The 25,375-nt window shown below is 64.8% G+C and carries 21 protein-coding genes and 1 tRNA gene; 10 read left to right on the top strand and 12 right to left on the bottom strand.

The genetic code is table 11. The features are described from left to right. Positions 1-106: 106 nt before the first annotated feature. The 7 genes from V6R86_RS00395 to V6R86_RS00425 all read right to left on the bottom strand — a co-directional run bounded on the left by V6R86_RS00395 (position 107) and on the right by V6R86_RS00425 (position 8,239). Positions 107-1,132, bottom strand: a complete 1,026-nt coding sequence (locus V6R86_RS00395; protein ID WP_338501110.1) for a fatty acid desaturase — start codon at positions 1,130-1,132, stop codon at positions 107-109. Between the two features lie 408 nt (positions 1,133-1,540). Beyond that, the gene (locus V6R86_RS00400; RefSeq protein WP_338501111.1) at positions 1,541-2,077 is read right to left on the bottom strand and encodes a nuclear transport factor 2 family protein; all 537 of its coding nucleotides are present in this window, start codon (positions 2,075-2,077) and stop codon (positions 1,541-1,543) included. Further along, positions 2,070-3,803, bottom strand: coding sequence for an ATP-binding protein (locus tag V6R86_RS00405; RefSeq protein WP_338501112.1), 1,734 nt, complete (start codon positions 3,801-3,803; stop codon positions 2,070-2,072). Before V6R86_RS00405 ends, V6R86_RS00400 begins: the two co-directional genes overlap by 8 nt. Further along, positions 3,800-4,303, bottom strand: coding sequence for a YfiR family protein (locus V6R86_RS00410; protein WP_338501113.1), 504 nt, complete (start codon positions 4,301-4,303; stop codon positions 3,800-3,802). The genes V6R86_RS00405 and V6R86_RS00410 overlap by 4 nt, the downstream gene beginning before the upstream one ends. A gap of 32 nt (positions 4,304-4,335) precedes the next feature. Continuing rightward, entirely contained in the window at positions 4,336-6,219 is a 1,884-nt protein-coding gene (locus V6R86_RS00415) for a TonB-dependent receptor plug domain-containing protein (RefSeq protein ID WP_338501115.1), read from the bottom strand. A 313-nt stretch (positions 6,220-6,532) separates the two neighbouring features. Next, positions 6,533-7,828 carry a tyrosine-type recombinase/integrase gene (locus tag V6R86_RS00420; protein ID WP_338501116.1) on the bottom strand — a complete coding sequence of 432 codons (1,296 nt, stop codon included), beginning with the start codon at positions 7,826-7,828 and terminating at the stop codon, positions 6,533-6,535. Positions 7,829-8,149: 321 nt separating this feature from the next. Beyond that, positions 8,150-8,239: transfer RNA gene (locus tag V6R86_RS00425), tRNA-Ser, on the bottom strand. Positions 8,240-8,381: 142 nt separating this feature from the next. Between V6R86_RS00425 and V6R86_RS00430 the strand changes: the two genes are divergently transcribed. After that, on the top strand, positions 8,382-9,056 hold the full coding sequence (locus V6R86_RS00430; RefSeq protein WP_338501117.1) for an SDR family NAD(P)-dependent oxidoreductase: 675 nt from the start codon (positions 8,382-8,384) through the stop codon (positions 9,054-9,056). Positions 9,057-9,126: 70 nt separating this feature from the next. Further along, positions 9,127-9,474, top strand: a complete 348-nt coding sequence (gene hspQ / locus V6R86_RS00435) for a heat shock protein HspQ (protein WP_338501118.1) — start codon at positions 9,127-9,129, stop codon at positions 9,472-9,474. 40 nt (positions 9,475-9,514) lie between these two features. Here the strand turns inward: hspQ and V6R86_RS00440 are convergent, their stop codons facing one another. Further along, positions 9,515-12,145 carry a TonB-dependent receptor gene (locus V6R86_RS00440; protein ID WP_338501119.1) on the bottom strand — a complete coding sequence of 877 codons (2,631 nt, stop codon included), beginning with the start codon at positions 12,143-12,145 and terminating at the stop codon, positions 9,515-9,517. A 315-nt stretch (positions 12,146-12,460) separates the two neighbouring features. Between V6R86_RS00440 and V6R86_RS00445 the strand changes: the two genes are divergently transcribed. The 4 genes from V6R86_RS00445 (at position 12,461) to V6R86_RS00460 (ending at position 14,673) form a co-directional block, all read left to right on the top strand. Continuing rightward, the gene (locus V6R86_RS00445; protein WP_338501120.1) at positions 12,461-13,042 is read left to right on the top strand and encodes an Lrp/AsnC family transcriptional regulator; all 582 of its coding nucleotides are present in this window, start codon (positions 12,461-12,463) and stop codon (positions 13,040-13,042) included. A gap of 112 nt (positions 13,043-13,154) precedes the next feature. After that, positions 13,155-13,676: a 50S ribosomal protein L21 gene (gene rplU, locus V6R86_RS00450; RefSeq protein WP_425335929.1), complete on the top strand. Its 522-nt coding sequence runs from the start codon at positions 13,155-13,157 to the stop codon at positions 13,674-13,676. A 6-nt stretch (positions 13,677-13,682) separates the two neighbouring features. Beyond that, positions 13,683-13,964, top strand: a complete 282-nt coding sequence (rpmA, locus tag V6R86_RS00455) for a 50S ribosomal protein L27 (protein WP_338501121.1) — start codon at positions 13,683-13,685, stop codon at positions 13,962-13,964. Positions 13,965-14,136: 172 nt separating this feature from the next. Next, positions 14,137-14,673: a GNAT family N-acetyltransferase gene (locus tag V6R86_RS00460; protein WP_338501122.1), complete on the top strand. Its 537-nt coding sequence runs from the start codon at positions 14,137-14,139 to the stop codon at positions 14,671-14,673. A 4-nt stretch (positions 14,674-14,677) separates the two neighbouring features. Here V6R86_RS00460 and V6R86_RS00465 read toward each other — a convergent pair whose 3' ends face one another. Further along, positions 14,678-15,565, bottom strand: coding sequence for a metal-dependent hydrolase (locus V6R86_RS00465; protein WP_338505346.1), 888 nt, complete (start codon positions 15,563-15,565; stop codon positions 14,678-14,680). A gap of 110 nt (positions 15,566-15,675) precedes the next feature. Here V6R86_RS00465 and V6R86_RS00470 point away from each other — a divergent pair, with 110 nt between their 5' ends. Continuing rightward, on the top strand, positions 15,676-16,209 hold the full coding sequence (locus V6R86_RS00470; protein ID WP_338501123.1) for a TetR/AcrR family transcriptional regulator: 534 nt from the start codon (positions 15,676-15,678) through the stop codon (positions 16,207-16,209). Positions 16,210-16,391: 182 nt separating this feature from the next. After that, on the top strand, positions 16,392-17,285 hold the full coding sequence (locus V6R86_RS00475) for a hydrogen peroxide-inducible genes activator (RefSeq protein WP_338501124.1): 894 nt from the start codon (positions 16,392-16,394) through the stop codon (positions 17,283-17,285). 90 nt (positions 17,286-17,375) lie between these two features. Here the strand turns inward: V6R86_RS00475 and katG are convergent, their stop codons facing one another. Next, a complete protein-coding gene (gene katG, locus V6R86_RS00480; protein ID WP_338501126.1) occupies positions 17,376-19,613 on the bottom strand; it encodes a catalase/peroxidase HPI in 2,238 nt (745 codons plus the stop codon). A gap of 210 nt (positions 19,614-19,823) precedes the next feature. On the opposite strand from katG, the gene V6R86_RS00485 reads away from it, so the two are divergent. Next, a complete protein-coding gene (locus V6R86_RS00485) occupies positions 19,824-20,390 on the top strand; it encodes a hypothetical protein (RefSeq protein WP_338501127.1) in 567 nt (188 codons plus the stop codon). 4 nt (positions 20,391-20,394) lie between these two features. Here the strand turns inward: V6R86_RS00485 and V6R86_RS00490 are convergent, their stop codons facing one another. After that, positions 20,395-21,609, bottom strand: a complete 1,215-nt coding sequence (locus V6R86_RS00490) for a threonine ammonia-lyase (protein WP_338501128.1) — start codon at positions 21,607-21,609, stop codon at positions 20,395-20,397. Positions 21,610-21,663: 54 nt separating this feature from the next. Between V6R86_RS00490 and V6R86_RS00495 the strand changes: the two genes are divergently transcribed. Next, a complete protein-coding gene (locus V6R86_RS00495; protein ID WP_338501129.1) occupies positions 21,664-23,316 on the top strand; it encodes an amidohydrolase in 1,653 nt (550 codons plus the stop codon). Here the strand turns inward: V6R86_RS00495 and V6R86_RS00500 are convergent, their stop codons facing one another. After that, positions 23,317-25,314 carry a protein-disulfide reductase DsbD domain-containing protein gene (locus tag V6R86_RS00500; protein WP_338501130.1) on the bottom strand — a complete coding sequence of 666 codons (1,998 nt, stop codon included), beginning with the start codon at positions 25,312-25,314 and terminating at the stop codon, positions 23,317-23,319. It lies immediately after the preceding gene. Positions 25,315-25,375 lie beyond the last annotated feature (61 nt).

The raw sequence follows: 25,375 nt of genomic DNA on the forward strand, positions 1-25,375 counted from the left end.
CGCTTTCCACCAACAACATACATTCGTCGCCGCCGCGAAAGCCAGCGACAGTCGTCCTCAGCTTGCTTGATGACACGGGCATGCGCACTTGACGGTCGGGAAGGTTCTAGGTCCTTAGCGCCTCTTTGATAGAAACAAGGCGCCGCTTCTGCTCGTCCCAGAGCACCAGCCGTACGGCGCCAAAGCTCTCCCGAACACTGACCCGGCTGACCGCAGCAAGCGCCGGAATGTCCCGCAGAACTTCGGGCAGCCGATAGTAGGGGATGCGGCTGGCGAGGTGGTGAACATGATGAACGCCGATATTGGCGCTGAACCAGCGCAGTAGCGGTGGCAAGGCGTAGTGCGAACTGCCGTAGAGCGCCGCCTCGTGGAATGCCCACTTGGGACTGCGCTCCCAGTGCGTCTGCTCAAACTGATGCTGCACGTAGAAAAACCAAACGCCGAGCGAGGCCGCCACCAGCGTGATCGGGATGTGCACCAGCAGGAAGAACTTGAGGCCCATAAGCCAAATGAGCACGCCGCCGACCAAGGCGATGCTGGTGTTCGTGCCAAGAGTGCTCAGCCACGGCCTCCAGCCATTCTTCATCATCCCAATCGGAAGCCGATGCCGAAGCAAAAACAGGTAGGCCGGGCCGAGGCCGAAAAGAACGACCGGGTGGCGATAAAGACGGTAATGACAGCGGCCCATCCTACCGAGCGCCCTGTATTCTGAGACTGTCAGCGTATCGATGTCACCAACGCCGCGCTGGTCCAGATTGCCGGTACTTGCGTGATGCAAGGCATGCGAACGCCGCCAATAATCGTAGGGCGTTAGCGTCAGCACCCCCAAGACCCGGCCGAGCCAGTCATTGCTCTTCTGGCGCGAGAAAAAAGCACCATGCCCACAATCATGCTGGATCAGGAAGAGCCTGAGCAGAAAGCCGCCAGCCGGTATGGTCAGCAGCAAACCTGCCGTGTACCCGGCACTGAGGATGGCCCAGGTCGCGGTCCAGAGCAGCACGAACGGCAATGCCGTGATCGCGAGTTCGGTCAGACTGCGCCCCGGGCGGGGCTTCCGATAAGGAGCTACCTGCTGGAGCAAAGCGCGCGGATTGAGGTCCGGCCTTGGGACGGATGAAAGGTGCAAAATCATACCTTTAAGGGGATGCTCACAGCTGAACGTTGGACGGGCTCGTTGGCTGCACGAGCAAGGCGCATTGCCGGACCCCGCAAGGAAGTCAGCGCTCGGCCCGTTTCAATCCCGCAGGCTGCGCGGTGGCCTCCCAGAGCAGAGTTCCAGAAACGGCCATCAGTCTGCAAAGTCTCGTGCCTGGACGGACGCTCAGCCGTTAGAGACTCCGCACGAGCGAATGTCTGCTATGTGCCTCTACCGATCCAAAAGCAGCCGGTCCGCTTCCCACCAGGAATGCACGAAGTTTCAGGGGATCTTCGTGCCCCTGCGTGGGACGAATGTTCCTGGTGCATCGCCCTGACAGATCAGTTCGCCACGGTGCACACATTGCTCTCGCGTGGCGAAAGCTGGGTCAGCGCCCGTTGGCGCCTACTCTGGCTTCACCTCGGACGTATGGCTCGCGATTGCCTTCCACTGCCCGTCATCTTTCCTGAAAACGTCGGTAAATGACCAGCGCCCGCTCGTGTCGCGCCCGTTTACTGAAGTAAGTTCTCGGGTGACACCTTGAACGATGCCGATGTCGCCAACGACGCGTGCCCGGACGTTTGTCAGGGTCACTTCCTTCGTAAGGTAACGATCACCAAGGACGGCCTTCAGCATCGTCGCCTTGGTCCAAAATCCCATCCAGTTGCCGCCGCGCCAGTCTGCCGCATAATAGCTCTCGAGGAAGGCCCGGTCGCGTCGGATCAAGGCTTGGGAATAGGCATGTTCGAGCGCGATGAGCTGCTTCTGGTCAGAAGCAATGCTTGGCGCTGCACTGTCCGCGCCTTGCGCTGACATCGACGGTGAAGGAGCGTTTTCCGTGGCGACGCTGCGATCGTGGCGCTCGGCACTAGGCCCGTTGCAACCCTGCAGGATCAGTAGCGCACCGATCCAGGCGAGCTTGCTGGTCCATGCCTCAGGCATCGGCGAATTCCGGTAGGGCGCTTGCGATTGCCTCGAGTAGCGTCGTCAATCGGTAAGGCTTGAGGATGAACGGCCGTCCGCTGGGGCCCCTCTTAGTGATTTCCTCGCTGTAGCCGGTGGCTAGAATGAGGGGCAGTTCCGGTCGCTCCACCGCCAAAATTTCTGCAAGGCGGAGCCCACCCATGCCGGGCATAACGACATCGCTGAAGACGAGGTCGAAACTGCGCTCGCCAATGAGTGCAAGCGCATCTTCCGCGGAACTCACCCGCGAAACGCGATGACCTTGGTCGGCTAGCAAGGCTTCTGCAAAGGCGCCAACCTGCTCGTTGTCTTCAACTACTAGGATTCGCACTGGTCGCAATTTGCTCGCGGTCGGGGTCGGAGCTTTCGTGGACGTCGTCGGAGCCGAGGTGCAGGGCAAGATCATCGTTATGCTTGTGCCCGAGCCGGCTGCGCTGCTGATCCGAACGTCACCACCCGACTGGGTAGCGAAGCCGTAGACCTGGCTTAAGCCAAGCCCAGTTCCCTTTCCGGCTGCTTTGGTGGTGAAGAAGGGTTCGAACACACGCGCCCGTGTCTCCTCATCCATCCCGCTACCGGAGTCCTTGAGGGTCAGGTGAATTTGTTGTCCTTCGGGCGCGCTGACATTCTCGGTTCCGATCGTCAGAATGCCACCCTCCGGCATCGCATCCCGAGCATTGCTGGCGATATTGAGGATCGCTGACTGCATCTGCGCGAGGTCGGCTTCCACCGGGCAGCCTTCGGCACACAGCAAGGTTTTAATCGTGATGCGTTCACCCAGCGTGCGATCGAGCAGATCGCGCAGCGAGCGCACCAGATCGTTGATGTCGATGCGTACCGGCCTGAGCGGCTGACGCCGCGCAAAGGCGAGCAATTGTGAGGTCAGCGCCGATGCGCTTGTAGCCGCCTGCACAATGGCCTTGGCGAAGCGAATTCTGCGGGCATCTTCAACGGTTTCGCGCATCAGGATATCTGCTGAGCCCTGGATGACGGTCAGCAGATTGTTAAAATCGTGCGCAATGCCGCCTGTCAGCTGGCCTAGCGCCTGCATTTTCTGGCTTTGCCGAAGCTGCTCTTCGGCATGAGCCCGCTGCGCCATCTGATCCTCCAGCAGCACATTCGCCTGGGCAAGTGCTTCTGCTCGGGCCGAAAGGTCTTGGTTGGCACTACGAAGCTGTGCTTGCGTCACGCCAAGCCCGGCGACGACCAAGGCGGCAAGCAGCAATAGTCCGCCAAGCAGCAGGTAGCGTGTAACCCTTCGTGCGGTAGCTTCGCGATCCATCTGCAGCGCCACGCTGCCCACGCGCTGACCGGACTGGATGACGGGCCGGATGATCTGGACACGATTTGCGGACGCTTCGCGTACCGACGCCCGATCCTGCGGTGACGTGACACCGGCACGAGCGAATGACGCGACTGCCGTGCCCGTTCGATCGTAAACCACGATCCACTCGATCTGCCGGTTTACCTGGAAAGCATCGACCGCCTCCTGTGCCGCGACCGTGTCGCCGAAGTCGAGCGCTGCGGTAACCGAGGCGGCCAAAACCTCTGTAAGTCCTTCGGCCTGCGCCTTTTGCGCTCGGCCATAGGTGGCTTCATTTTGCAGGATCACGATCATCCCGCCGAGGACGATCAGCAACGCCGTTGCGAAGATAGCCACCGGGAGGGACTGGAAGCGTCGTACCGAAGCCATGATGCCACTCATGGCCGCACTCCTACGGCTAGGGCGAGAAGCCGCGAGCTGACCGTTAGTCCCTTCTGCCGCGCCGAGGCTTGATCGATGAAGAAGCGCACACGCCCGCTTACAATCGCGAAATGAATGATGCCGCGCTGGCCACTGTTCGCCGCATCGGTGACAGTGAGCACCGGCCTGTTCGACATTGCCGTCAGCATTTGCCCGACCGGCATCGTCCTTGTCCCCTGCACATAAGCTATGTCGCAGCTCCCGGCCGATGATGGATCAGTCATTCGCCTGACAATGAGGCGCCGACCATCCACTGACTGGCCCTGCGCTGCGCTGTCGATCAGCCGGCCGAATGGATCGCCACCTACCAGGCAAAGGCTGATCGCCTCGCCTCCGCGCGGACGAGCTTGCGGTGGCCAGGCCACGTAGCGGGCAAAGCGCGGAAGGAAGGCTGCCTTGACGGCAGCCTCGCTGGATTGAGCGACCGCGCCCGTTGGCAAGGCGGCAAGACCGAGCAGCAACGCGATACAGGCAAGATGCTTTGCGGGTCGCATCAGAAGCGGCTTCGAAGCCCCCCGTAGATGCTCTGAGTTGCAAGCTGGCTGGCCGGATCGTTCGATTCTGAATGTGTCCGGTGCAGCAGGTTACGGCCAGCGACGAACAGCTGGAGTTCAGGTTGAAGCAGATACGACAGCTGCCCTCCCGCTTCGACGTAGGATCCGCTGCCGGGGCCCTCGCGAAGGGCGCCGACAGCACGACCGTCGACGACAAGTTGAAGCCGGTTGTTGATGGCCAGCTGTGAGCGAGCGGTAAGCTGCCACTTGGGGTCCGCCCCGATCGAGTTGCGGGGGATGAGGTCACGGTGATCGCTTTTGTCGCGCAGGTTCTTCCACAATGTCGTGGCACCAAGTGATGCCCGCCACCATGGCGTGACCCGCACATTGCCCCAGGCTTCCAGACCGTAGGTCGTACCCTGCTTCCCGTTCTGGAGTTGGAAGCTGCTGCCGTTGAATTCCGTTGTCCGCAGGTCGTCGTAGCGGTTGACGAAGCCGTTGACTGAGACGCTCGTGCCGCTTGCGGGCTGGCCACGGTACCCCGCTTCAAACGCGATCAGCTTCTCTGACTGGAACACGGGTGCTGCAATCAAGAACGGGGGCGCTTCAAGCTGGCGATCAATGCGTGACGGGGTCCGAACGGCGCGTGACACGGCGGCCCAGAGCAGGTGATCTGGGGTAGGCTGCCAACCGATGCGGACGTTCGGAAGTACCTGCAGACCAGAGAAAGTCGATTGTTCCAGCTTGATGCCGCCCACCAGGAACAGCCTGTTAGTAAGCCGGTAATGATCCTGCAGGAAGCCGTTATAGACCCACAGCCGACGGCTGATCGGATTAAGCTGGAAGATGTTGAGCTGATTGGTGAAACGGTCGCTCGTCGTCCTAACCCCGCCGCCGGCGACAAGCTCATGCGAACCCGCCGACAGGTTGAATTGAGCTTCGACGTCGAAAGTGCGCAGGCTGTCGTGAGCGAGGATGAAGTTTCGGCTGAAGTAGTCGGTATATCCCTGCACTTGCACGGACGCTTTCTCGCTCAAGGTCCGCGACCAGCGGGCAAGCAGATTATGTCCCTTGGCGCCGTCCCCTGCTCCGGTATCAACGTCTGTCCGGAACAGGTCGCCTTGCACGGTGATATGGTCTTTCTCGCTGACGAAGTCAGAACGGAAACCAGCCTGCTTTCCGTCATACGAATCGTCGGTCAGCCCGATCACCCGGGATGGCAGTGCGTCGCGGCGACTCCAATTCGCGAAGAAGCGGACCGCGCCGCTGCTCCCCAATGTGACGCCATGCCGGAGCGCGACGGATTGTTCCTCCGCTCCGAATGTTGCTCGGGCCAAGGTTCCGAGGGTCTCTTGCGCATCGCGGGTGACGACATTCACCACGCCGTTCACCGCATTGGGACCGAACAGCGTGCCTCCTGGGCCACTAATGACCTCGATCTGCGACACGTCCTCGACCAGCGGAAGATGCAGGTCCCAGAAAACACTGGACGCGAGCGGCGTGTAAATCGTCCGCCCATCGATTACCGCAAGCAGCTTGTTGCCGGCTTGCTGCCCATTGAAACCGCGCGCGGCGATGGAATACTGGCTCGCATTCTCCTGCTGCACCTGAAGGTTGGGTGCCAGGCGGAGCGCTTCCGGTAAGGTAAGGGCGCCGCTGTCCAGGGCTTCGTCGCCGGTAATAACGAACAGGGCCGCAGGCGCGGAACTCAGCGGTTCCGCGCGTTTGGAGGCCGAGCGAACCTGTATCTGCGCCAGTTCCTCGATAGAGAGGCCGGCCAGCGCATCCTCTTCTTCAGCGGCCACGGGCTGAGACGAAGCGGAAGCTATGCAGGAACAGGACGCAAGAAGAACACAGAAGCCGATCGAAAGACTGGCGCGCATTGCAAACTCAACTGATCGAAGCCCCCACCGCGATGGACACTGCATGAGCAGGTTTGCAGGAGAGGTCAACTTCCCTGCTGGTTGTGTTCACAACATAGCTGCTTGCATGCTCGGCTGAGGCTGCTGCGCCCAGCGACCGTCCGCAATGTGGCAAGGGTTCCACTGCGCCACTTGGCTCGGCATGAACAAGCGTCAGCTATTCGCCAATGCTCAAACGAAAGCCGCCGTTCCGCCTCCCACCATCGACCGACGTTGCACTAGCTCGACGAACTCGTGCCTATGGGCGTGCGCAAGGCGGCCGAGCGGGAAACCTTCAGGGTCGTCGCCGCCTTCTGCCTTCGAGCAGCGCACTCGCTGCAGGAGCGTCGCTAAACAGCATGCTCACCCAGAGGGCAGATAGCTCGCGGCGCCTGTCGATGAAGGCAGCTCGATTGTACTTGAGCTCGGTTGCCGAGATGCCCGTCGGCAGGTGAGCAAGCATCAGGTCAATAATCATCCGGTCCTGCTTGCGTCCATTGCTCAAGGCCCACTCGTTCATGACGGTCGAGAAGGTGCTTCGCCATCCATGCGGAACGTGGCGCCCGCGAAGTCCCTCTCTCAAGTAAAGGTAGTTGAGCGCATTCTCGCTGATCGGCTTCTTGACCGATCGCGCACCAGGGAAGACGAAGGCGCTGCCCGAACTGATGGCATGGCAAGCTCGCAGGACTTCGACAGCTTCGGCGACCAGCGGCACAGGATGAGCGAATTCATCGTTGTGTCGCAGCGAGAGCTCCTGCTTCATCTTTGCCGCTGGAATCCACCAGATTGCGTCGGGGCACTCGCCCTCACTGCTGAGATCCAGGTGATGAAGCTCATCCCACCGTAGCCAGCGGATCATGCCCGGTCTCTGCGCCGTGATGGCTTGCAAGCGCGACGCAAGTTTTAGCGTTGGCGAGACCTCGGCATTATCGCTCAAGCTCAATACCGCGCGGGCGTCCTCGATCGTCCTGACGGCTGGCCACCGTTTCCCGGTGGGTTTCGGTTGCAGTGCTTTGCCCAGCGTGGACGCTGGATCAGCCGCGACTCGCCCTCCTGCAGCCCCGTACGCGAATATCGCCGAGATGCGCTGACGAAGCCGGTGAGCGGTCTCGACGGCTCCTCTCTCCTGAACTTTCTTGAGTGTGGCGAGGATAATGGGTGCATTGATCGTCTCGAGCGGCAGCCGCCCAAGGTCCGGGAAGACATCACGCTCAAGGCTGGTCAGGACATCGGCCGAGTGCACCGCCGTCCAGCGCGCCTTCTGGTCGCTATACCATTCCCGAGCCAGAACCTCGAAGGTGTCGGCAGCGATCACACGAGCGCTGAGCTGACGCCGAGCGGCTTCGATAGCCGGGTCGATCCCTTGAGCTAGAAGACGTTTGTCCTCATCCCGGAGCTCCCGGGCCTCTCTAAGGCTGACAGTCGGATATGCTCCGTAGACCCGCTGCTTCTCCTTGCCTCCAAACCTATATTTTAAGCGCCACGACTTGTGGCCGGTCGGTGTGACAAAGAGAAAAAGCCCGGCACTGTCTGACAGCTTGTACGGCTTTGTGCTGGCTTTGGCACTCTTGCACTTAGCATCACTCAACACGTTTCATTCCCCTGTGACTAACAACTTAGTCCCAGGACTTCGTATTCATCTACTGGAGCCGATGTACTTGCATCGCCTTGATATCAGCTGAGGCCAAATGATGATCTCTTGAGTGATCTCCAGACTGTATGCGCTAGCCGGCCGAACTGCAGTGATCGCTATGCCAGTGCCCCCAATCTGCTTGTTCGATCCCCCCACCCGTGCCCCCACCTGACGATCTCAAATGAGACGCAATGATGGCAACTGCTCAGCGTAGAGGTGCTTGAAACCGTCGATTTCGGGTGCAGTTGATTGCATCTGACACGGTCTGAACGAGGTAAGTGGCGGAGAGGGTGGGATTCGAACCCACGGTACCCGTTAAGGCACGCCGCATTTCGAGTGCGGTGCTTTCGACCACTCAGCCACCTCTCCGCAAGGTTCCAAGACGTGGACCCGGCGGGTGCCGGGGGTCGCGGGCGGGTCACTAGCAGCGCTCTTGGCCCTTGCCTAGCGGCAAAAGGTGCCTTGGGGCCAGCTTGGCAAGGTGCCCGATCGAAACGCAAGGAAGCATCGTATGGATACGGTCATCATCGGCGCCTCGGGCGGGATCGGAGCGGCCCTGGCGGAGCGGTTCGCGGCGCAGGGTGACCAGGTGCACACGCTGTCGCGCTCGGAGGGCACGATCGACCTTGCCGATGCGGCCAGCATCGCGGCAGCGGCGGGCGCCCTGCCCTTCCCGGCGGTGCGGCGGCTGATCGTCGCGACGGGCCTGTTGCATGAGGCCGGCCTGGCGCCGGAACGCTCCTTGCGCGATCTCGACGGGTCACGGCTCGAACGCGCGTTTCTCGTCAACGCGATCGGCCCGGCGCTGGTGCTGCGCCACTTCGTGCCCCTCCTCGCCCGTTCCGGCCGTGTCGAAATGGCGTTTCTGTCCGCGCGAGTGGGCAGCATCGCCGACAACCGGCTTGGCGGCTGGTATGGCTACCGGGCGAGCAAGGCGGCGCTCAATCAGCTTGTACGCACCGCCGCCATCGAGGTGGGGCGGAGCCGGCCCGAGGCCGTGCTGGTGGCGCTTCACCCCGGAACGGTCGACACAGCGATGAGCCGACCCTTCCAGGCCAATGTCCCGGCGCAAAAGCTGTTCACGCCCGCGCACAGTGCGGCCTGCCTTGCCGATGTGCTTGGCAAACTGTCGCCGGCCGACAGCGGGGGCTTCTTCGATTGGCAGGGCGAGGCGATTCCCTTCTGACGCGCTCTCTTGCGGACGGGCGCCGATGCCTTAAGTTGCAGCCATGCCGCTTTCGATGCGTTCCCCCTTGATGAGCGATACCGCCGCTCCCCCGATCGCCAGCGCCCGCTTCGGCATCGGCGCGGTGGTCCGCCACCGGCTGCTCGACTTTCGCGGCGTCATTTTCGACGTCGATCCGGTCTTCGCCAACAGCGAGGAATGGTATCAGGCGATCCCGCTCGAGATCCGGCCGTCCAAGGACCAGCCGTTCTACCACCTGCTCGCCGAAAATGGCGAAGGCAGCTACGTCGCCTATGTGTCGCAGCAGAACCTCGTCGCCGACGAGGAGGACGAGCCGGTCGATCATCCCGCGATCGACAATCTGTTCGAAGCGTTCGAGCCCGGCCGCTACAAGCTGCGTCCCGAACATCGCCATTGAGGCGTGACCCCGGCGTTGCCGCCGGGGCCCGTTTCCATCCTTAGAAGCTGATGGTGGCGCGGCCGTAGAGGTAGCGCCCGTTGAAGCCGAACGGCGAGAAGCTGCTGAACGGCAGGAAATAGTTGTTGGCGGAATAGTTGCGGGCGAGGCCGGTGTCGGGATCGATGCCGCGGCCGGTCAGGAGCTTGGTCGGGTAGACATCGAAGATATTGTTGCCGCCAAGCGCCAGCGACAGATTGTCGCCGAGCGGTTTGAAGCGCAGTTCGAGATCGGTGATCGTTTTGGCATCGAGATTGACGTCGTTGAACCGATCCGCGCCGGCGGCCAGCACCTTGCCGTAGCGGGTGGCACGCAAAGTCGCTCCGAACCATTGCCGCTCGAAATCGATCGAGGCGTTGATCTTGGTCCGCGGCTGCCCCTGTTCGAGACGGAGCGATTCCTGACGACCGAACAGGATCAGCCCGGGAATGGTCGAGACCGACCCCGCGTTGGCGGCGTTCCGGGTGATCTTGGTCTTGTTGTAATTGAAGCCGCCGGTGAGATTGAGGCGGCCACCGACGAAATCGGCGATCCGGTAGGTAGTGACGAAGTCGAGGCCGCGGGTGCGGGTGTCGATGCCGTTGATGAAGAAGCGGGCGGCGGTGACGGTCGGGAAGCCCGCCGAAGTCAGGATCGCGCGGACCGCAGCGTTCTGCGCCGCCGTGCCGAACGCACCGAGGTTTTCGGTCACCACGATGCGATCGTCGATCTTCACCTGATAGACGTCGATCGTGACGTTGAGCCGCGGGACGGCGCTGAACACGAGACCGGCTGAATAGCTCTGGCTCTGCTCGGCCTTGAGCTCGCGCGCACCCAATGCCTGCGCGGCCGGGTTGCTGACCGGCAGCGTCACGGTATCGAGCAGCACGCCGCTGACGTTCTGGGTCGAGGCGGCGGCGAAGAACTGCTGTTGCAGGGACGGCGCGCGGAAGCCGGTCGAGGCCGACGCACGAAGCGCGATGCCGTCGATTGGCTCGACGCGGCCGGCGATCTTCCAGTTGAGGTCCGACCCGAAGTCCGAATAATCCTCGTAGCGGATCGCGCCCTGAAGATTGACCTTGTCGGTCAGGTCGCTGTCGATTTCGGCATAGAGCGACTTGTTGTTGCGGCTGTGCGGCTGATCGACGCGCTGGCCGGCAATGGTCGGCTGAAAGCCCGGAAACACCTGCGCGCCCGGCGATCCGCCGAAGGAGCCATTGGCATAGGAGCCGATTTCACCCGGCCGGATGTCGAACCGTTCGCGGCGATATTCGGCGCCGAGCGACAGGCTGGTCTTGGCGGTGAAGCCGAGCGCGAGATCGCGGCTGACATCGAGGTTGGCGAGCGTCTGATTGTAGCGCAGGCCGCCGCTGTCGAATTGCGTCGGCGAGGAGGGGCCGAACGAGCGGTTCAGCGTGTTGGTGATGAAGAAGTCGGTCATGTTGCGACCGTATTGAAGCGAGATGTCCCAGCGCCATCCCGACGCGTCGCCGCGAAGCCCGGCGGTGCCCGCCTGGTCCTCGGTCTTGGTATTGATCAGCGGCAGGAAGCCGTTGGGGTAGATCGAAGTGATGTTGTTGCCGTTGAGCGGCTGGCGGAAGAAGCCAGCGCTTTGGCCGTTGCGAAGATTGAGGTTGCCGAACAGGTACAGCTCGGCCGCGCCGAACGAATAGTCGGCATTGGCCCATAGTTTGTAATCCACCGTTCCGGCGTCGCCGTAGCGGTGGCTGAAGCGGTTGATGGTCAGTTCGCGCGGGTCGAGCGCGGTTCCGACCAATGGATATTGCCGGCGCGGGTCGGCACCGGTGCGGTTGGTCGGATTGCGATCCTGCCATTCCGCGGCGAGGTTGAGTTGTCCTTCGGGTCCGACCGGAACCGCGACCACGCCGGCCAGCGTCACGGTGCGTCCATCGCGCCGCCGGCGATCGTCGCCGGTGTAGTTGAGGGTGAGCACCCCGTCCGGGGTCAGAACGGGCGATCCGTCCGCGTTGGTCTGGACCCCGGTGTAGGGTTCGACACCCTGCACGTCGGTATAATATTTGCCATAGGTCGCCGTCGCCTTGCCGCCTGTTTTGGCGCTGCGCAGCTGGAAATTGATCACGCCGGCGATTGCGTCCGAGCCATATTGGGCGGCAGCGCCGTCGCGCAGCACTTCGACCCGGCTCAGCGCAATGGTCGGGATCATGTTGATATCGACCGCGCTGGTGCCGCGCCCGACCGATCCGTTGATGTTGAGGAGGGCGGCGCTGTGGCGACGTTTGCCGTTGATCAGGACCAAGGTCTGGTCGGGACCGAGGCCGCGCAGGGTCGCCGGGCGGATGACGTCGGTGCCGTCGGTGATCGAGGGCTGCGGGAAGTTGAAGCTCGGCACTTCCTGGGTCAGCGCGCGGTTGACCTCGGTAAAGCCGGTATTGCCGAGCGATTCGGCCGAGATGACGTCCACCGGGACCGGCGAATCTGCGACGGTGCGGTCGTTGCGGCGGGTGCCGGTGACGACGATCGTCGCCTGATCGGGCAGGTCGCCCTGCGCCGCCGCTTCCCCGACGTTGGATTCCTGAATGGCCTGCTGGTTCTGCTGCGCGGCTGCCGGCGCGGCGGCGACCAAAGCGAGTGAACTGATGGTGAGGAGCAAGGCGGAACGGCGAATGGTCATGACAAACCCCCGAATGTGCCTGCCGCATGCCCGCGACACGCATTTACCTGGCGGAGAATGAACGAAGTTGGCGGCGCGCCAATATGCCGACCGCCCCGGCTCCCGCTTTGCCGGCGCTTGTAGCAAAAGAGCAACAATCAGCGGCCTTCCCGCCGCAATGAAAGAGCCCCGACGGACCTAGGGAATCCGCCGGGGCCAGTGCTCTCAAGGAACGATGACTTGGCTTGCCGCCGCGGCTCGTCACCGCGGCGGCAAGGTGTCCCAGGTTGGAATAATCTTGCGTGCTCTGATCAAGACGTCTTCCGTTCGGAACGAGTGGAATTTGTCCCTTCTACAGAGATGCAGCAAGGGGGCCCGGCAAATAACAAGCGCGCTGCAAGCAATCTTGCAAAGCTGCAAGTTCATGCTCAAAAAGCCATCAATATGAAAATGGATCACACCGATCGCCGGATTCTCGCGATTCTCCAGGAGGACGCGACTCTGCCCGTCGCCGACATCGGCGCGCAGGTCGGGCTGTCCCCGACTCCGTGCTGGCGGCGAATCCAGAAGCTGCGTGCCGGCGGGGTGATCGAGCGGACGGTGGCGCTGGTCGATCCGCGCGCGCTGGGGCTTGGGCTCACCGTCTTCATCGAGGTCGAAGCGCGCGACCACAGCCCTGAATGGCAGCAACGGTTCCTGGCCGGCGTTTCGGTGCTGCCCGAAGTGCTGGAAGTGGTTCGAATGGCGGGCGAAACCGATTACTGGTTGCGGGTGGCCGTTCGCGACATGGCGCATTTCGACGATTTTTATGGCAAGCTGATCGCCGCGGGGCCGCTCAAGAACGTGACGTCCAAGTTTGCGATGGAGCGCTGCAAGAGCTCGACCGCGTATCCGGTCCTCGCCGACCCTGCTGGTTGACCTTTCGGCCATCCTCTCTTAGGGGGCACGCTTTCCCGCGCGGGCCGGCGCCACGCTGCCGCATGGGTCAAGAAATCAATGTGTTCGAACACCTAGAAAAGAGAAGAGGCCCATGTTCGCTATCGTGCGCACCGGCGGCAAGCAGTATCGCGTGTCACCGGGAGACAAGATCGTCGTCGAGAAGCTGGCCGGTGAAGCCGGTGACAGCGTCACCCTGGGCGACGTGCTGCTCGCGGGCGAAGGCTCGGACCTCAAGGGGACCGACGGCCTGACCGTCGCCGCCGAGATCATCGCTCAGGCGAAGGGCGAAAAGGTCGTCGTCTTCAAGAAGCGTCGCCGCCACAACTATCGCCGCAAGAATGGCCATCGCCAGCAGCACACGATCCTGAAGATCGTGTCGGTCGGCGGCCAGAGCGAGCAAAAGTCGGCGGAAGCGACCGACAGCGACACCAAGAAGGCTCCGAAGAAGGCCAAGGCCGCTCCGGCTCCGGCCGAGATCGACGAAAGCCAGGTCGCTTCGAGCGAGGGCGTGGTTCCGGCCGATGCCGGCACCGAGGCCACCCAGGACGTGACCAACTCGACTCAGGATGCTGCGCCTGCTAAGGGCAAGGCCAAGAAGACTCCGAAGGCGTAACACACCATGGCACATAAGAAAGCAGGCGGCTCGTCGCGTAACGGCCGCGATTCAGAGGGCCGGCGGCTCGGCGTGAAGAAGTTCGGTGGCGAAGCTGTCGTCGCCGGCAACATCATCGTGCGCCAGCGCGGCACCCGCGTGTACCCGGGCACCAACGTCGGTCTCGGCAAGGATCACACCCTGTTCGCCCTTACAGACGGCAAAGTCGCGTTTAGCGACGGCCGCCAAGGCCGCAAGTACGTCCACGTACAAGCGATTATGCCGGCGATGGCGGACGCAGCCGAATAGGGGTTGGTCGATGACGGGCCGCCCCAGGAGGGGGCAGCCCGGATCAGGACCATCCACGCGATAGGTTTTTGAAAGGGAGAAGAGGGAAGCCCCCTCTTCTCCCTTTCTTTTTCTTCTCCCGAAACTGTCACGAGGCCCTGCCAAGGGGCCGCACAGGGGAAGGATCAAACCTATGTTCGCGCGGACCGAAAGACTGCTGCTGAGACCCGGCTGGGCCGAAGATGCGCCCGCCCTCGCCAAGGCGATCGCCGACGAGGCGATCGTCCGCAACCTGGCGCTCGCTCCGTGGCCTTATGGCCTCGACGAAGCCCGGGCGTTTCTCGACAAGACTGCCGATCCGGTCCTGCCGAGCTTTCTGCTGCTTCGCCGCACCGCGGGTGCGCCCGAACTGGTCGGCGGCGCGGGCTTCGGCCGGACGCCCGGCGGCGGGGTCGAGATCGGCTATTGGATCGCGCGGGCGCATTGGGGCAATGGCTATGCGCTGGAGGCCGGCCGGCAGCTGATCGAGATCGCCCGGACGATGGGCCTGCCGCGGCTCGAAGCCGGGCACTTCGTCGACAATCCGGCGAGTGGCCGGGTGCTCGAGAAGCTCGGTTTCCATCCGACCGGACGCACCGTGCCGCGGCACAGCTGCGCGCGGGGCGGCGAGGTGCCGTGCCGTTTGTTCGCGCTCGACCTCGCCGAGACCGACGAGGTGCTGGCCGCCTGAACCGTCAGGCCGCCCGCCGCACCTTCCGGGCGGGCGGCTCCTGCCGGTAATCGTAGGTCGCGTCCCAGCCGGCGATCAGCTTGCGATCGTCCTTGTTCCACGGGTGGAAGCGGGGCAGGAAATAGCTCAGCCACGCCGCGCCGACCTTGCGGAAGATACCGGGCTTGCCCCACATCACCCACAGCGCGCCGGCCAAGGCGCGAAGGCCGGTAATGCCATCCTGCCGCAGCAGTTCGAGCACCCCTTGCGTGCGGTGCTGGACGAAGTTGCGGGTGACGAGCAGCATCAGGATGCTTTTCACCTTCCAGCGCTTGAACCGCGTCCAGTCCTTGGTCGCGGCAAGCCAGGTGTCGTAGGCGACGCCCTTGTGCTCGATCTCTTCCACCGCATGCCAGCGCCAGAGGTCCGCGGTGGCCTGATCGGCGTTCGCGAGATGGCGCGGGTTGGCGAGCAGTTCGTGCGCGATGATGGCGGTGAAATGCTCCAGCGCCATGGTCGCGGCGAGGTCGAGGATCGGCGGGCGCCCCTTCAGCAGGTCGAGGCTCTCCTGCACCGTCTGTTCGAGCGGGGCGAGATCGTAGCCCGCGTCGACCGCGCGGCGGTTGAAGGCGACATGCTCGCGGCTGTGGATCACTTCCTGCGTGGTGAAGGCGCGGATTTCGCCCGCCAGCTTGTCATCGGCGGCGTGCAGGAAGGCGCGGATGCTTTCGATGAAATAGGTTTCGCCCTTGGGAAAGGTCGCGGACAGCGCGTTGTAGAGCGCGGTTTCGTAGGGCGAATTGTTGAGCCACCAGCGCGGGGTCTTGTCCGCACGGCCGAAACGGCGGTCGCGCGGGGTGATGGTGAGGTCGGTCGGGGTCACCGAAACACGCTCGAGACTTGCCACGCCCATCAACAATCTCCACTCCTTTGCGGCGTCACAACTGGTATCTGCTTACAAGAATGTCAATAAGTCCCCTGATCCGCAAACGGGTGTCGCCTTCCGAAAGCCGAAGCGCGGCCATGGCCGCCGCGCGCGCCTTGCTGCAGACGGAAGGCGCGGCCGCGGTGACATTGCAGGCGGTGGCGAAAAAGGTCGGTCGGACCCATGCCAACCTCCTGCATCACTTCGGCACTGCCGCCGGCCTGCAACGCGCGCTGGCCGAGGATATCGCGCAAACCGTCGCGGCCTCAATTGAAGGCGTGATCCAGCAACGCCGCGCCGGTCAGGCGACCGAGCGCGATGTGGTCGATGCCATGTTCGAAGCCTTCCGCCGCGAGGGCGCGGGGGAACTGATCGGCTGGGTCGCGCTGACCCGCCAGCGCGAGGCGCTGGAGCCGGTGGTAGCGGTGATCGAGCGGATCATCCGCACCATGCGCGCGCTTGGCGATCCACGCCCGGTCGACCGCATGACGCTCGCGCTGACTCTGCTGGCGATCGGCGACAGCCTGGCGGGCGAAGAGGTGGCGCGCGCCTGCGGTCTCGATCGCGGGGCGATTCGCGAGGTGGCGGCGACGACCATCGAAGCGCTGGCCGGTAGTCCTCTACGCGACTGATAAGGGAAAAGGCTGGCCGCCGCCGCGAAACGTTGGTCCAAGGGGGAGACCGAAACAATCTCAAGCAGCGGCGGCCCGAAGCGGTCCGAGGGGGGAACCGCACCGCTCCGTTGCCTTGGATATGGGTGCTTGGCTTTCAACAATCAAATGACTTAAGGCGGTGTCATTGATCGATTGGGCCAATGAGCACATTTCTTCCCACCCTTCGGCAGTTGCAATATCTGGTCGCGCTCCACGACCATGAGCATTTCGGGCGCGCCGCCGAAAGCTGCTTCATCACCCAGTCGACACTATCGGCTTCGCTGCGCGAGTTGGAGACTCTGCTCGGGTCGACTCTGGTGGAGCGTTCGCGCCGGGTGATGCGGTTCACGCCGCTGGGCGAGCGGATCGTGACCAAGGCGCGGCTGGTGCTTCGTGCAGCGGAGGAATTGGCCGAGATGGCCGAGGCCGAACGCGAGCCGCTTACCGGCGAGCTTCGCATGGCGGTGATCCCGACCATCGCGCCGTTTCTCTTGCCGCCCCTCCTCCCCCGCCTCCGCGCCGAGCATCCCAGCCTCAAGCTGTTCCTGCGCGAGGAACCGAGCGGCGCAGCCTGCGACGGCCTGGCGCGGGGCGCGGTCGATTGCGCGCTGCTGGCGCTGCCGTTCGACTGCGGCGAGATCGATCACGAGGTGCTGTTCGAAGATCGCCTGCTGGTCGCGTCGGCCGAAGGCGAAGTCACTGGCGACGACGTCAGGCCCGACGAGATCACCGCCAGCCGGATGCTGCTGCTGGAGGACGGCCATTGCCTCAAGGATCATGCGCTGGCGGCGTGCAATCGGCCCGACCTGCGCGTCTCGGCGATGATGCTGGGGACGAGCCTCCACACCCTCGTGCAGATGGTCGACAACAAGCTCGGAATCACGTTGGTGCCGCAGATGGCGGTCGATGCCGGGCTATTGGACGGCACCAGCGTCGAGGCGCGGCCGCTCAAGTCGGACGACGCGCGGCGCGAGATTGCGCTGATCTGGCGCAAGGGAAGCGCGCGCGAGCCGGAGTTCCGGCTGCTGGCGGCGGAGCTCAGAAGGCTGCGCTAGCAAGCGTCGTCCCGGCGCAGGCCGGGACCTCAGGAAATGGAGCGCTAATGCTCGCCTGAGGTCCCGGCCTACGCCGGGACGACGTTTTAATTACACGCCTACGTAGGACGCGTCGCCCGCTTGATCGGCGGACACCTGACGGGCCGGCAGCAGGTCGAAGCGGTCGGCGTTCATGACCTTGTTCCAGGCCTTGATGAAGTGCTGCACGAACAGCTCTTCATTGCCCGTCTCGGCATAGACTTCGGCGGTGGCGCGAAGCTGCGAGTTGGAGCCGAAGATGAGGTCGGTCCGGGTGGCCTTCCACTTCGGCGTCTTGCCGGCGCGGGTGAAGCCGATGAATTCCTCGTCGCTCGACGAATCGACCAGTTCCCAGAAGGTGTCGTTGTCGAGCAGGTTGACGAAGAAGTCGTTGGTCAGCTGACCCTTGCGGTCGGTGAACACGCCTTCCGGCCGGTCGCCGTGATTGGCGCCGAGCACGCGCAGGCCGCCGACCAGCGCGGTCATTTCGGGCGCCGACAGGCCCAGCAAGGCAGCGCGGTCGAGCAGCAGCTCTTCCGTGCGGACCGGCTGGCGGGTCTTCAGATAGTTGCGGAAGCCGTCGGACTGCGGCTCCATCCACTTGAAGCTGTCGACATCGGTCCACTCCTGCGTCGCATCGCCGCGGCCGCCGGAGAAGGGCACGGTAACATTGAAGCCGGCATCGCGCGCCGCCTTTTCAACCGCGACCGAGCCGGCGAGCACGATGGCATCGGCCATGCTGAGCTCACCGCGCAATTCGTCGATCTTGGCGAGGATGGTCTTGAGCTCTTCGGGCTCATTGACCTCCCAATTGACCTGCGGGTCGAGACGGATGCGCGCGCCATTGGCGCCGCCGCGATGATCCGACCGGCGATAGGTCGAGGCCGACGCCCAGGCGGTCTTGACCAGCTGCCCGATGGTAAGGCCCGATTCGAGGATTGCCTTGCCGAAGCGCTCGGTCTCCGCCTTGGCAGGTTCGCGGCCTTCGGGCACCGGATCCTGCCAGATCAGAGTCTCTTCCGGTACTTCCGGGCCGATGTAGCGAACCTTCGGACCCATGTCGCGATGGGTCAGCTTGAACCAGGCGCGGGCGAAGGCATCGTCGAGCGCCGCCTGATCGTCGCGGAAACGCTCGGAGATGGCACGGAATTCCGGGTCCATCTTCAGCGCCATGTCGGCGGTCGTCATCATGGTCGGAACGCGCTTGCTGGGATCACGCGCGTCGGGGGCCATGTCTTCGGGATCGGGATTGACCGGCTGCCACTGCTTGGCACCGGCCGGGCTTTCGACCAGTTCGTAGTCGTACTTGAACAGCAGGCGGAAATAGTCGCCGGTCCACTTGGTCGGGTTGTTCGACCAGCTGCCCTCGATGCCGCTGGTGGTGATGTGGCCCTTGCCGATGTCTCCCTCATCGGTCAGCCAGCCGAGCCCCTGCAGGTGAACGCTTTCCGACGCCGGGTTCTTGCCGAACCGCTCCGAAGGCTTGGCGCCATGCGCCTTGCCGAAAGCGTGGCCGCCGGCGGTCAGCGCAACGGTTTCCTCGCTGTTCATCGCCATGCGGCTGAAGGTCGCCCGCATGTCGCGCGCCGACTGCAGCGGGTCGGGGTTGCCGCCCGGGCCTTCCGGATTGACGTAGATGAGGCCCATCTGGATCGCCGCCAGCGGCCCTTCGAGGTCGGTCGCTTCGTCGGTGATGCGGGTTTCGGCGCCCTGGTCGACCCACAGCTCCTCGGTACCCCAGAAGGTGTCGCCCTCACTCTGGAAGACGTCGCGGCGGCCGCCGGCGAAGCCGAACACCGGCCCGCCCATGCTTTCGATCGCCACGTTGCCGGCGAGGATGAACAGGTCGGCCCAGCTGATGTTCTTGCCGTACTTCTGCTTGATCGGCCACAGCAGGCGGCGGGCCTTGTCGAGATTGCCGTTGTCGGGCCAGCTGTTGAGCGGTTCGAAGCGCTGCTGACCGCTGTTGGCGCCGCCACGGCCGTCGGTGACGCGATAGGTGCCGGCGGCATGCCAGGCCATGCGGATCATGAACGGACCGTAGTGGCCATAATCGGCCGGCCACCACGGCTTGCTGTCGGTCATCAGCGCGGTGAGATCATTCTTGAGCGCGGTATAGTCGAGGGCGTTGAACGCCTCGGCATAATCGAAGTCGGAGCCGAGCGGGTCGGGCGAGGCGCCGTTCTGATGCAGCATGTCGACCGGTAGCGCTTCAGGCCACCAATCCTTGTTCTGCCGCCCGAGCAGCGAGCGCGCCTTGCTTGCCTGATAAGGGCAGCCGCCGGAAAGTTCGCCGGTCTTTGCGTCCATGGGTGTTGGCTCCTCGCGAGTAGTGTTTGAGATTCGTGATCCTCTCCTAGCTGTGGGCGATGAAGCACCCAAACAAATCATTCTCGCCGGACTGACAGCTTTTTCCGATTGTACGAGCTTGGCGACAACGACACCGGGACGCGGACGCGGACGCGGACGCGGATGGCGACAGCCCTCCCGCCCCTGCCGTAAAGCTGTTACACCGCCGAGATGACCGCCACTCCCGACCAACGCCGCGCTCGAATGACGGCACTTTGCGGCGGCCTGATCCTGGTGCTGGCGCTGGGCGCCTTGCTGCTACCCGAAGTGGGGGCTTCGAGCGGCGCGTTGATCGTCGGCGAATTGTTGCTGATCGCCGGTCTGCTCGAAGTGATCGCCGCGACCGGACGGCGCGCGGCGCGGCTGCCCGCGACCCTTGCCGGGCTGGTGACGATGGCCGCGGGTACGCTGTTCCTGGCGCGGGAAGAAACGCGCTTTCTTCCCAATCTCACGGTGATGACCTTCTGGCTGGTGCTGCGCGTCGCGCTTCTGGTGGCCGCCACCCTTCAGGCGAGCGGATCGACGGTCCGGCGCTGGACCGGGCTGGCCGCCGCGACCGACCTTGCGCTGGCGGCGATCCTGGTGCTCGGGCTGCCGCTCGCCAGTATCATCGTCGCCCTGTTCGGGACGACCAGCGATCTCGTCGCCAGCTTTTCATGGATCCTCGCGCTCAGCTTTCTCGCGACGGGCGCGATGCTGCTTCAGATCGCGATCTGCGAGCGCGAGGGCGCGGCCTGAACGCCTAGTCGAGCGCCGCGCGCGTAACCTCGAAGCCCTTGCCTTCGAGCCGCTGGACCAGCGCCTCGATCGCCTCGGCGTCGCGGGCTTCGCATTCGACTTCGATCACCGTGTCCTTGGCCGGCAGCTTGGAAAAGATGCGCTGGTGGTTGGTTTCGATGATGTTGACCCCGCCTTCGTGAAAACAGGCGGTGATCGCGGCGAGCGCGCCGGGACGATCCTGCGCTCCGATTCGAAGCCGCGCGATCCGGCCGCAGCGGACCAGCTCGCGGATCAGCACGTTGGCGAGCAAGTGGGTGTCGATATTGCCGCCGCACAGCACGGTGCCGATCTTGCGCCCCTTGTAGGCATCGGGCGCGCCGAGCAGGTGAGCAAGGCCGGCGGCGCCCGCTCCTTCGACCACGGTCTTCTCGATCGCGACCAGCAGCGCCACGGCATGTTCGAGGTCGCGTTCGGAGACCAGTTCGATCCGATCGACATGGTCCTTGATGATCGCGCGGGTGAGCGTGCCCGGCTCCTTGACCGCAATGCCTTCGGCCAACGTGTCGCCGCCGATCGCCCCCGCGCCGCCTTCGACGACATTCTTCATCGAGGGGTATAGCTCGGCCTCGACCCCGACGATCTCGATGCCGGGTTTGAGCGACCGGGCGGCGATCGCCATGCCGCTGATCAGGCCGCCGCCGCCGATCGGCACGACCAGCGTGTCGAGCTCCGGCTCGGCCTCCAGCATTTCGATCGCGATTGTGCCGGTGCCGGCGACGATGGCGGGATCGTCGAACGGGTGAACGAAGACCAGACCCTCGGCCGCTTCGATCTCGCGGGCGCGGGCGTAGGCATCGTCGAAACGGTCGCCGTGCAGCACCACGCGCGCGCCATGTTCCTCGGTCTGCGCGACCTTCATCAGCGGGGTCGAGGTCGGCATGACGATGACGACCGGGATGCCTAATCGGCGGCCGTGGTAGGCGACCGCCTGCGCGTGGTTGCCGGCGCTCGCCGCGATCACCCCGCGGGCCCGCTCGTCGTCGGTCAGTTGCAGCAATTTATTGAGGGCGCCGCGCTCCTTGTAGGCGGCGGTGAACTGCAGGTTCTCGAACTTCAGCCAGACCTCCGCGCCGATGATCTCGGACAGCGTGCGGCTCTTAAGGAACGGGGTGCGGACCACGGCGCCGGCGATACGCTCGGCGGCGGTGCGGATGTCGTTGATATCGGGCGGTGTCATGCGAGGGCCAGCGCTAGCCCTTCCCTCGCGCGCCGACAATGCTAGGCCGTGCTTATGAAGATGCTTCTGCCGGGCGCCGCCGCCCTCCTCCTCGCCGCCGCGCCGGCCACCGCCGCCGATCTCCTCGTCACCAATGTGAAAGGCGTGCGGGTCACGGCCGACCGCAAGATTGAGCGCTTTACCGGGCTGCTGGTGGGCGAGGACGGCAAGGTGAAGCGCGTGTTGCACGGCGAGATGTTCAGGCTGCCATCCGGGACGCGGGTGCTGAACGGCGAGGGCAAGGTGCTGATGCCGGGCCTCATCGACTCGCACGGCCATGTGATGGGCTACGGCCTGGCGCTCGGGCAGCTCGACCTCACCGGCACGCGCAGCCTTGCCGAATTGCAGAGGCGGCTGCGCGATTATGCGGCGGCGAACCCCGACCGGCCGTGGATCACCGGGCGCGGCTGGAACCAGGAATTGTGGGCCGACAAGCGCTTTCCCACCAGCGCCGATCTCGACGCGGTGGTGAAGGACCGGCCGGTGTGGCTGGAGCGGGTCGATGGCCACGCCTCGGTCGGCAACAGCGCGGCGCTGCGGGCGGCGGGTGTAACGGCAGCAACCAGGGCGCCGACCGGTGGCGAAATCCGGAACGGTCTGTTCGTCGATGCGGCGACCGCGCTGGTCGATGCCCATGTCCCTGCCCCCACCGCGGCAATGCGGGCCGAAGCGCTAAGGCGCGGGCAGGAAGCCTTGCTGTCACGCGGGCTGACCGCCGTCGCCGACATGGGCACCAGCGTCGCCGACTGGAATGCGATGGTCGAGGCCTATGGCGCGGGCCGGCAGAAGCTGCGGATCTTCTCCTATGCCGCGGGCAGCGCGGAGCTGGCCAACTTGCAGCGGATCGCGCGGCGGGGTTCGCAGTTCGGCGACCGGCTGTGGTTCGCGGGCGTCAAGCTTTATGCCGATGGCGCGCTCGGCTCGCGCGGGGCGTGGCTCAAGGCACCGTATCACGATGCGCCGCACACCCGCGGGCTGCCGCTGCTGACCCCGGCTCAGCTGCGCGAACAGGGCGGGATCGCGGTGCGTAGCGGTTTCCAGGTCGCGGTGCATGCGATCGGCGATGCTGCGAACGACATGGTGCTCGGTGGGTTCGCGGCGATCGGCTGCGGCACGGGCGACAAGCGCTGCCGGGTCGAGCATGCGCAGATCGTCGACGTGCCGGACTTGAATCGCTTCGCGGCGGGCAAGGTCGTCCCCTCGATGCAGCCGGTGCACCAGACCAGCGACCGGCTGATGGCCGAAGCACGGCTCGGGCCGCAGCGTCTTGGCGGGGCGTACGCCTGGCAGACGCTGGCCCAGACCGGCGTACGCTTGCCGCTGGGATCCGACTTCCCGGTCGAGGACCCCAACCCCTTCCCCGGCCTAGCCGCGGCGATCAGCCGGCAGGGGATGGACGATCAGCCGGCGGGTGGGTGGCGACCGCAGGAGCGGCTGAGCCTGGCTCAGGCGCTCGCCGGCTTCACCCGCGATGCGGCCTGGGCGAGCTTTGCCGAGGGGGCAATGGGCGGGCTCGATGTCGGGCAGCAGGCCGACTTCATTCTGGTCGACCGCGATCCGGCGGCGGCGTCGGCGCATGATCTGGCGCGCACGCAAGTGCTGGAAACGTGGATCGCCGGGCAGAAGGTGTGGGAAAAGACGCCGAGCGTGACGCCTGAACGCGGCTGATCAGCGTTTAACGGCGCCCGCTCGCTCGATCAGCATGGCTGGGGTCAGCACCTGCGGCAGTTCCTCGGGCTCGGCGGCGCCCGGCGCGTACCACAGGTAGAGCGGGATCGCGCCGCGGCCGCGGCTGTCGAGAAATCGGGTGATCGCCGGGTCGGCATTGGTCCAGTCGGCCACCAGCACCTCGGCGTTTGCGGCCTTGAGCGCGTCGCGGACCGATTCGCGGTCGATGGTGCTGGCTTCGTTGACCTTGCAGCTCAAGCACCAGTCGGCGGTGAAATAAACGAATACCGGGCGACCGGCGGCGCGGGCGGCGGCGACCTTGGCCTCGCTCCACGCTTCGCCGCTATTGCCGCGCTGCGTGACCGCCATTTCGCCCCGGCCGATCCCGAACAGGGGCACGGCGACCAGCAGCAGCAGGGCGACGATCGGCGCGGCGAGGGCGGGCTCGCCCCTCCCCTGCCGGCGTCCGGCCATCAGTAGCGCGAGACCGAGCACCGCGCCGGAGACGAGGCCAAGCAGCAGCCCGCTCGCCCCGCCCTGCCGCCACAACAGCCACAACGCGGCGAGCGCCGACAGCGCCATCGGCACCGCGAGGATGCGCTGAAGCCGCATCATCCACGGCCCGGGTCTGGGCAAGCGCCTTCGCAGCGAGGGGACGAAGGCGAGGAGGAGGAACGGCAAGGCGAGGCCGAGCCCGAGGCCGGCGAACACCAGCAGCGCGCCTGCCGCCGGAAGCAGCAGGGCGGTGCCGAGTGCCGCGCCCATGAACGGCCCGGCGCAGGGCGTCGCGACAAAGGCGGCCAGCGCGCCCGTCGCGAAGCCGCCACGCGGATTGCTATCGCCGCCGAGCACGGGAAGCTTGAAAAGGCCGAGCAGGTTTAAGGTGATCGCGATCGCGAGCAGGAACAGCAGCAGGGTCGTCCGCGGGTCCTGCAACTGGAAGGCCCAGCCGGCGGCGCTTCCGCCGGCGCGCAGGGCGAGCAGCGCGGCGCCCAGCACCCCCGTCCCGACGATCGCGCCGGCGGTATAGCCGAGCGCGTCGGCCCGCGCCTCGCGCTCCTCGCCGCCGGCGCGGGCGAGTGCCAGGGCTTTCAGCGCCAGGATCGGGAACACGCAGGGCATGAGGTTGAGGATCAGGCCGCCCACCACCGCACCGAAAAAGGCGAACAGGAGCAGCCGCCAGGTTTCGCCGCCGCCCACCGCGCTTCCATCCTCGGGCACCGGGCCGGGCGCCGCAGCGAAGCGAAGGGCGCGACCGGTGCCGAGGTCGATGACGCCCTCGAAGCGTCCTGACGGCGCCGCGTCGAGGGGGAGCTCGGCAATCAGGCGGTCGGCGGTGCGGCGAAAGGTCTGCGCGTCGGCATAGCGGATCGCCTCGCCGGTGATGGCGTACAAATAGGGCGCGGTGACCGTGACACTCTCGGGCAGCGGGATCGCGACCTGTAGTTTGTCGCCGGCGACGGCATAGCTGGCCGCAGACCCAAGCGGCTGGGGTAGCTTCGCCCGCCATTCATCGAAGCGGGGGTCGGTCGGACCGCTGCCAACGGGCAGGTCAAGCGCGACCTTCCCTCGTTCGGGGACGCACACCGTGTCGGTGCAGACGAGGTAATCCAGGCTGGCGCGGATCGGCAGCGTTCCGCTGGCATTTTTCGGCACCTTGAGGCGCACGAGAACGGCATAGGGGCCCTTGAACACATGGTTCATCAGATCCGCCACCACCAGCCTGGTCGGGACCGGATAGCGCAGCGGGCCGGCGGCGGCGCCTTGCGGAAACTGCCACGCCACGCTCATCGGCTTGCCCGCGTCGCCCGGGTTCTCCCAATAGCCGTGCCAGCCCTCTTCAGGGGTCATGACCAGCGCGAGTTCGACTTCCTGCCCCGGTGCCGCGGGCCCTTCGGCGACCAGGGCGATGCCCATGTGCCGCTGCCCGCTGCCGAGCTGGGCGGCGGCGGGAACGGCGAGGATCAGGGCGAGGACGAACGTGAGGAAACGGAGCATTCGGCTGCCCCTTACGTCATTGCGAGCCACAGGCGAAGCAATCCACTTGGCCGTAGCTGGA

The sequence above is a fragment of the Sphingomonas kaistensis genome (genome assembly GCF_036884275.1).
Lineage (GTDB): Bacteria > Pseudomonadota > Alphaproteobacteria > Sphingomonadales > Sphingomonadaceae > Sphingomicrobium > Sphingomicrobium kaistense_A.

Bases quoted from the DNA above. Each gene is read 5' to 3' on its own strand.
- rplU (WP_425335929.1), top strand. From the start codon at position 13,155: ATGTTCGCTATCGTGCGCACCGGCGGCAAGCAGTATCGCGTGTCACCG.
- V6R86_RS00485 (WP_338501127.1), top strand. From the start codon at position 19,824: ATGACCGCCACTCCCGACCAACGCCGCGCTCGAATGACGGCACTTTGC.
- V6R86_RS00415 (WP_338501115.1), bottom strand. From the start codon at position 6,219: ATGCGCGCCAGTCTTTCGATCGGCTTCTGTGTTCTTCTTGCGTCCTGT.
- V6R86_RS00490 (WP_338501128.1), bottom strand. From the start codon at position 21,609: ATGACACCGCCCGATATCAACGACATCCGCACCGCCGCCGAGCGTATC.
- V6R86_RS00400 (WP_338501111.1), bottom strand. From the start codon at position 2,077: ATGCCTGAGGCATGGACCAGCAAGCTCGCCTGGATCGGTGCGCTACTG.
- V6R86_RS00495 (WP_338501129.1), top strand. From the start codon at position 21,664: ATGAAGATGCTTCTGCCGGGCGCCGCCGCCCTCCTCCTCGCCGCCGCG.
- V6R86_RS00440 (WP_338501119.1), bottom strand. From the start codon at position 12,145: ATGACCATTCGCCGTTCCGCCTTGCTCCTCACCATCAGTTCACTCGCT.
- katG (WP_338501126.1), bottom strand. From the start codon at position 19,613: ATGGACGCAAAGACCGGCGAACTTTCCGGCGGCTGCCCTTATCAGGCA.
- V6R86_RS00430 (WP_338501117.1), top strand. From the start codon at position 8,382: ATGGATACGGTCATCATCGGCGCCTCGGGCGGGATCGGAGCGGCCCTG.
- V6R86_RS00460 (WP_338501122.1), top strand. From the start codon at position 14,137: ATGTTCGCGCGGACCGAAAGACTGCTGCTGAGACCCGGCTGGGCCGAA.
- rpmA (WP_338501121.1), top strand. From the start codon at position 13,683: ATGGCACATAAGAAAGCAGGCGGCTCGTCGCGTAACGGCCGCGATTCA.
- hspQ (WP_338501118.1), top strand. From the start codon at position 9,127: ATGAGCGATACCGCCGCTCCCCCGATCGCCAGCGCCCGCTTCGGCATC.
- V6R86_RS00500 (WP_338501130.1), bottom strand. From the start codon at position 25,314: ATGCTCCGTTTCCTCACGTTCGTCCTCGCCCTGATCCTCGCCGTTCCC.
- V6R86_RS00475 (WP_338501124.1), top strand. From the start codon at position 16,392: ATGAGCACATTTCTTCCCACCCTTCGGCAGTTGCAATATCTGGTCGCG.
- V6R86_RS00465 (WP_338505346.1), bottom strand. From the start codon at position 15,565: ATGGGCGTGGCAAGTCTCGAGCGTGTTTCGGTGACCCCGACCGACCTC.
- V6R86_RS00405 (WP_338501112.1), bottom strand. From the start codon at position 3,803: ATGAGTGGCATCATGGCTTCGGTACGACGCTTCCAGTCCCTCCCGGTG.
- V6R86_RS00470 (WP_338501123.1), top strand. From the start codon at position 15,676: ATGGCCGCCGCGCGCGCCTTGCTGCAGACGGAAGGCGCGGCCGCGGTG.
- V6R86_RS00395 (WP_338501110.1), bottom strand. From the start codon at position 1,132: ATGATTTTGCACCTTTCATCCGTCCCAAGGCCGGACCTCAATCCGCGC.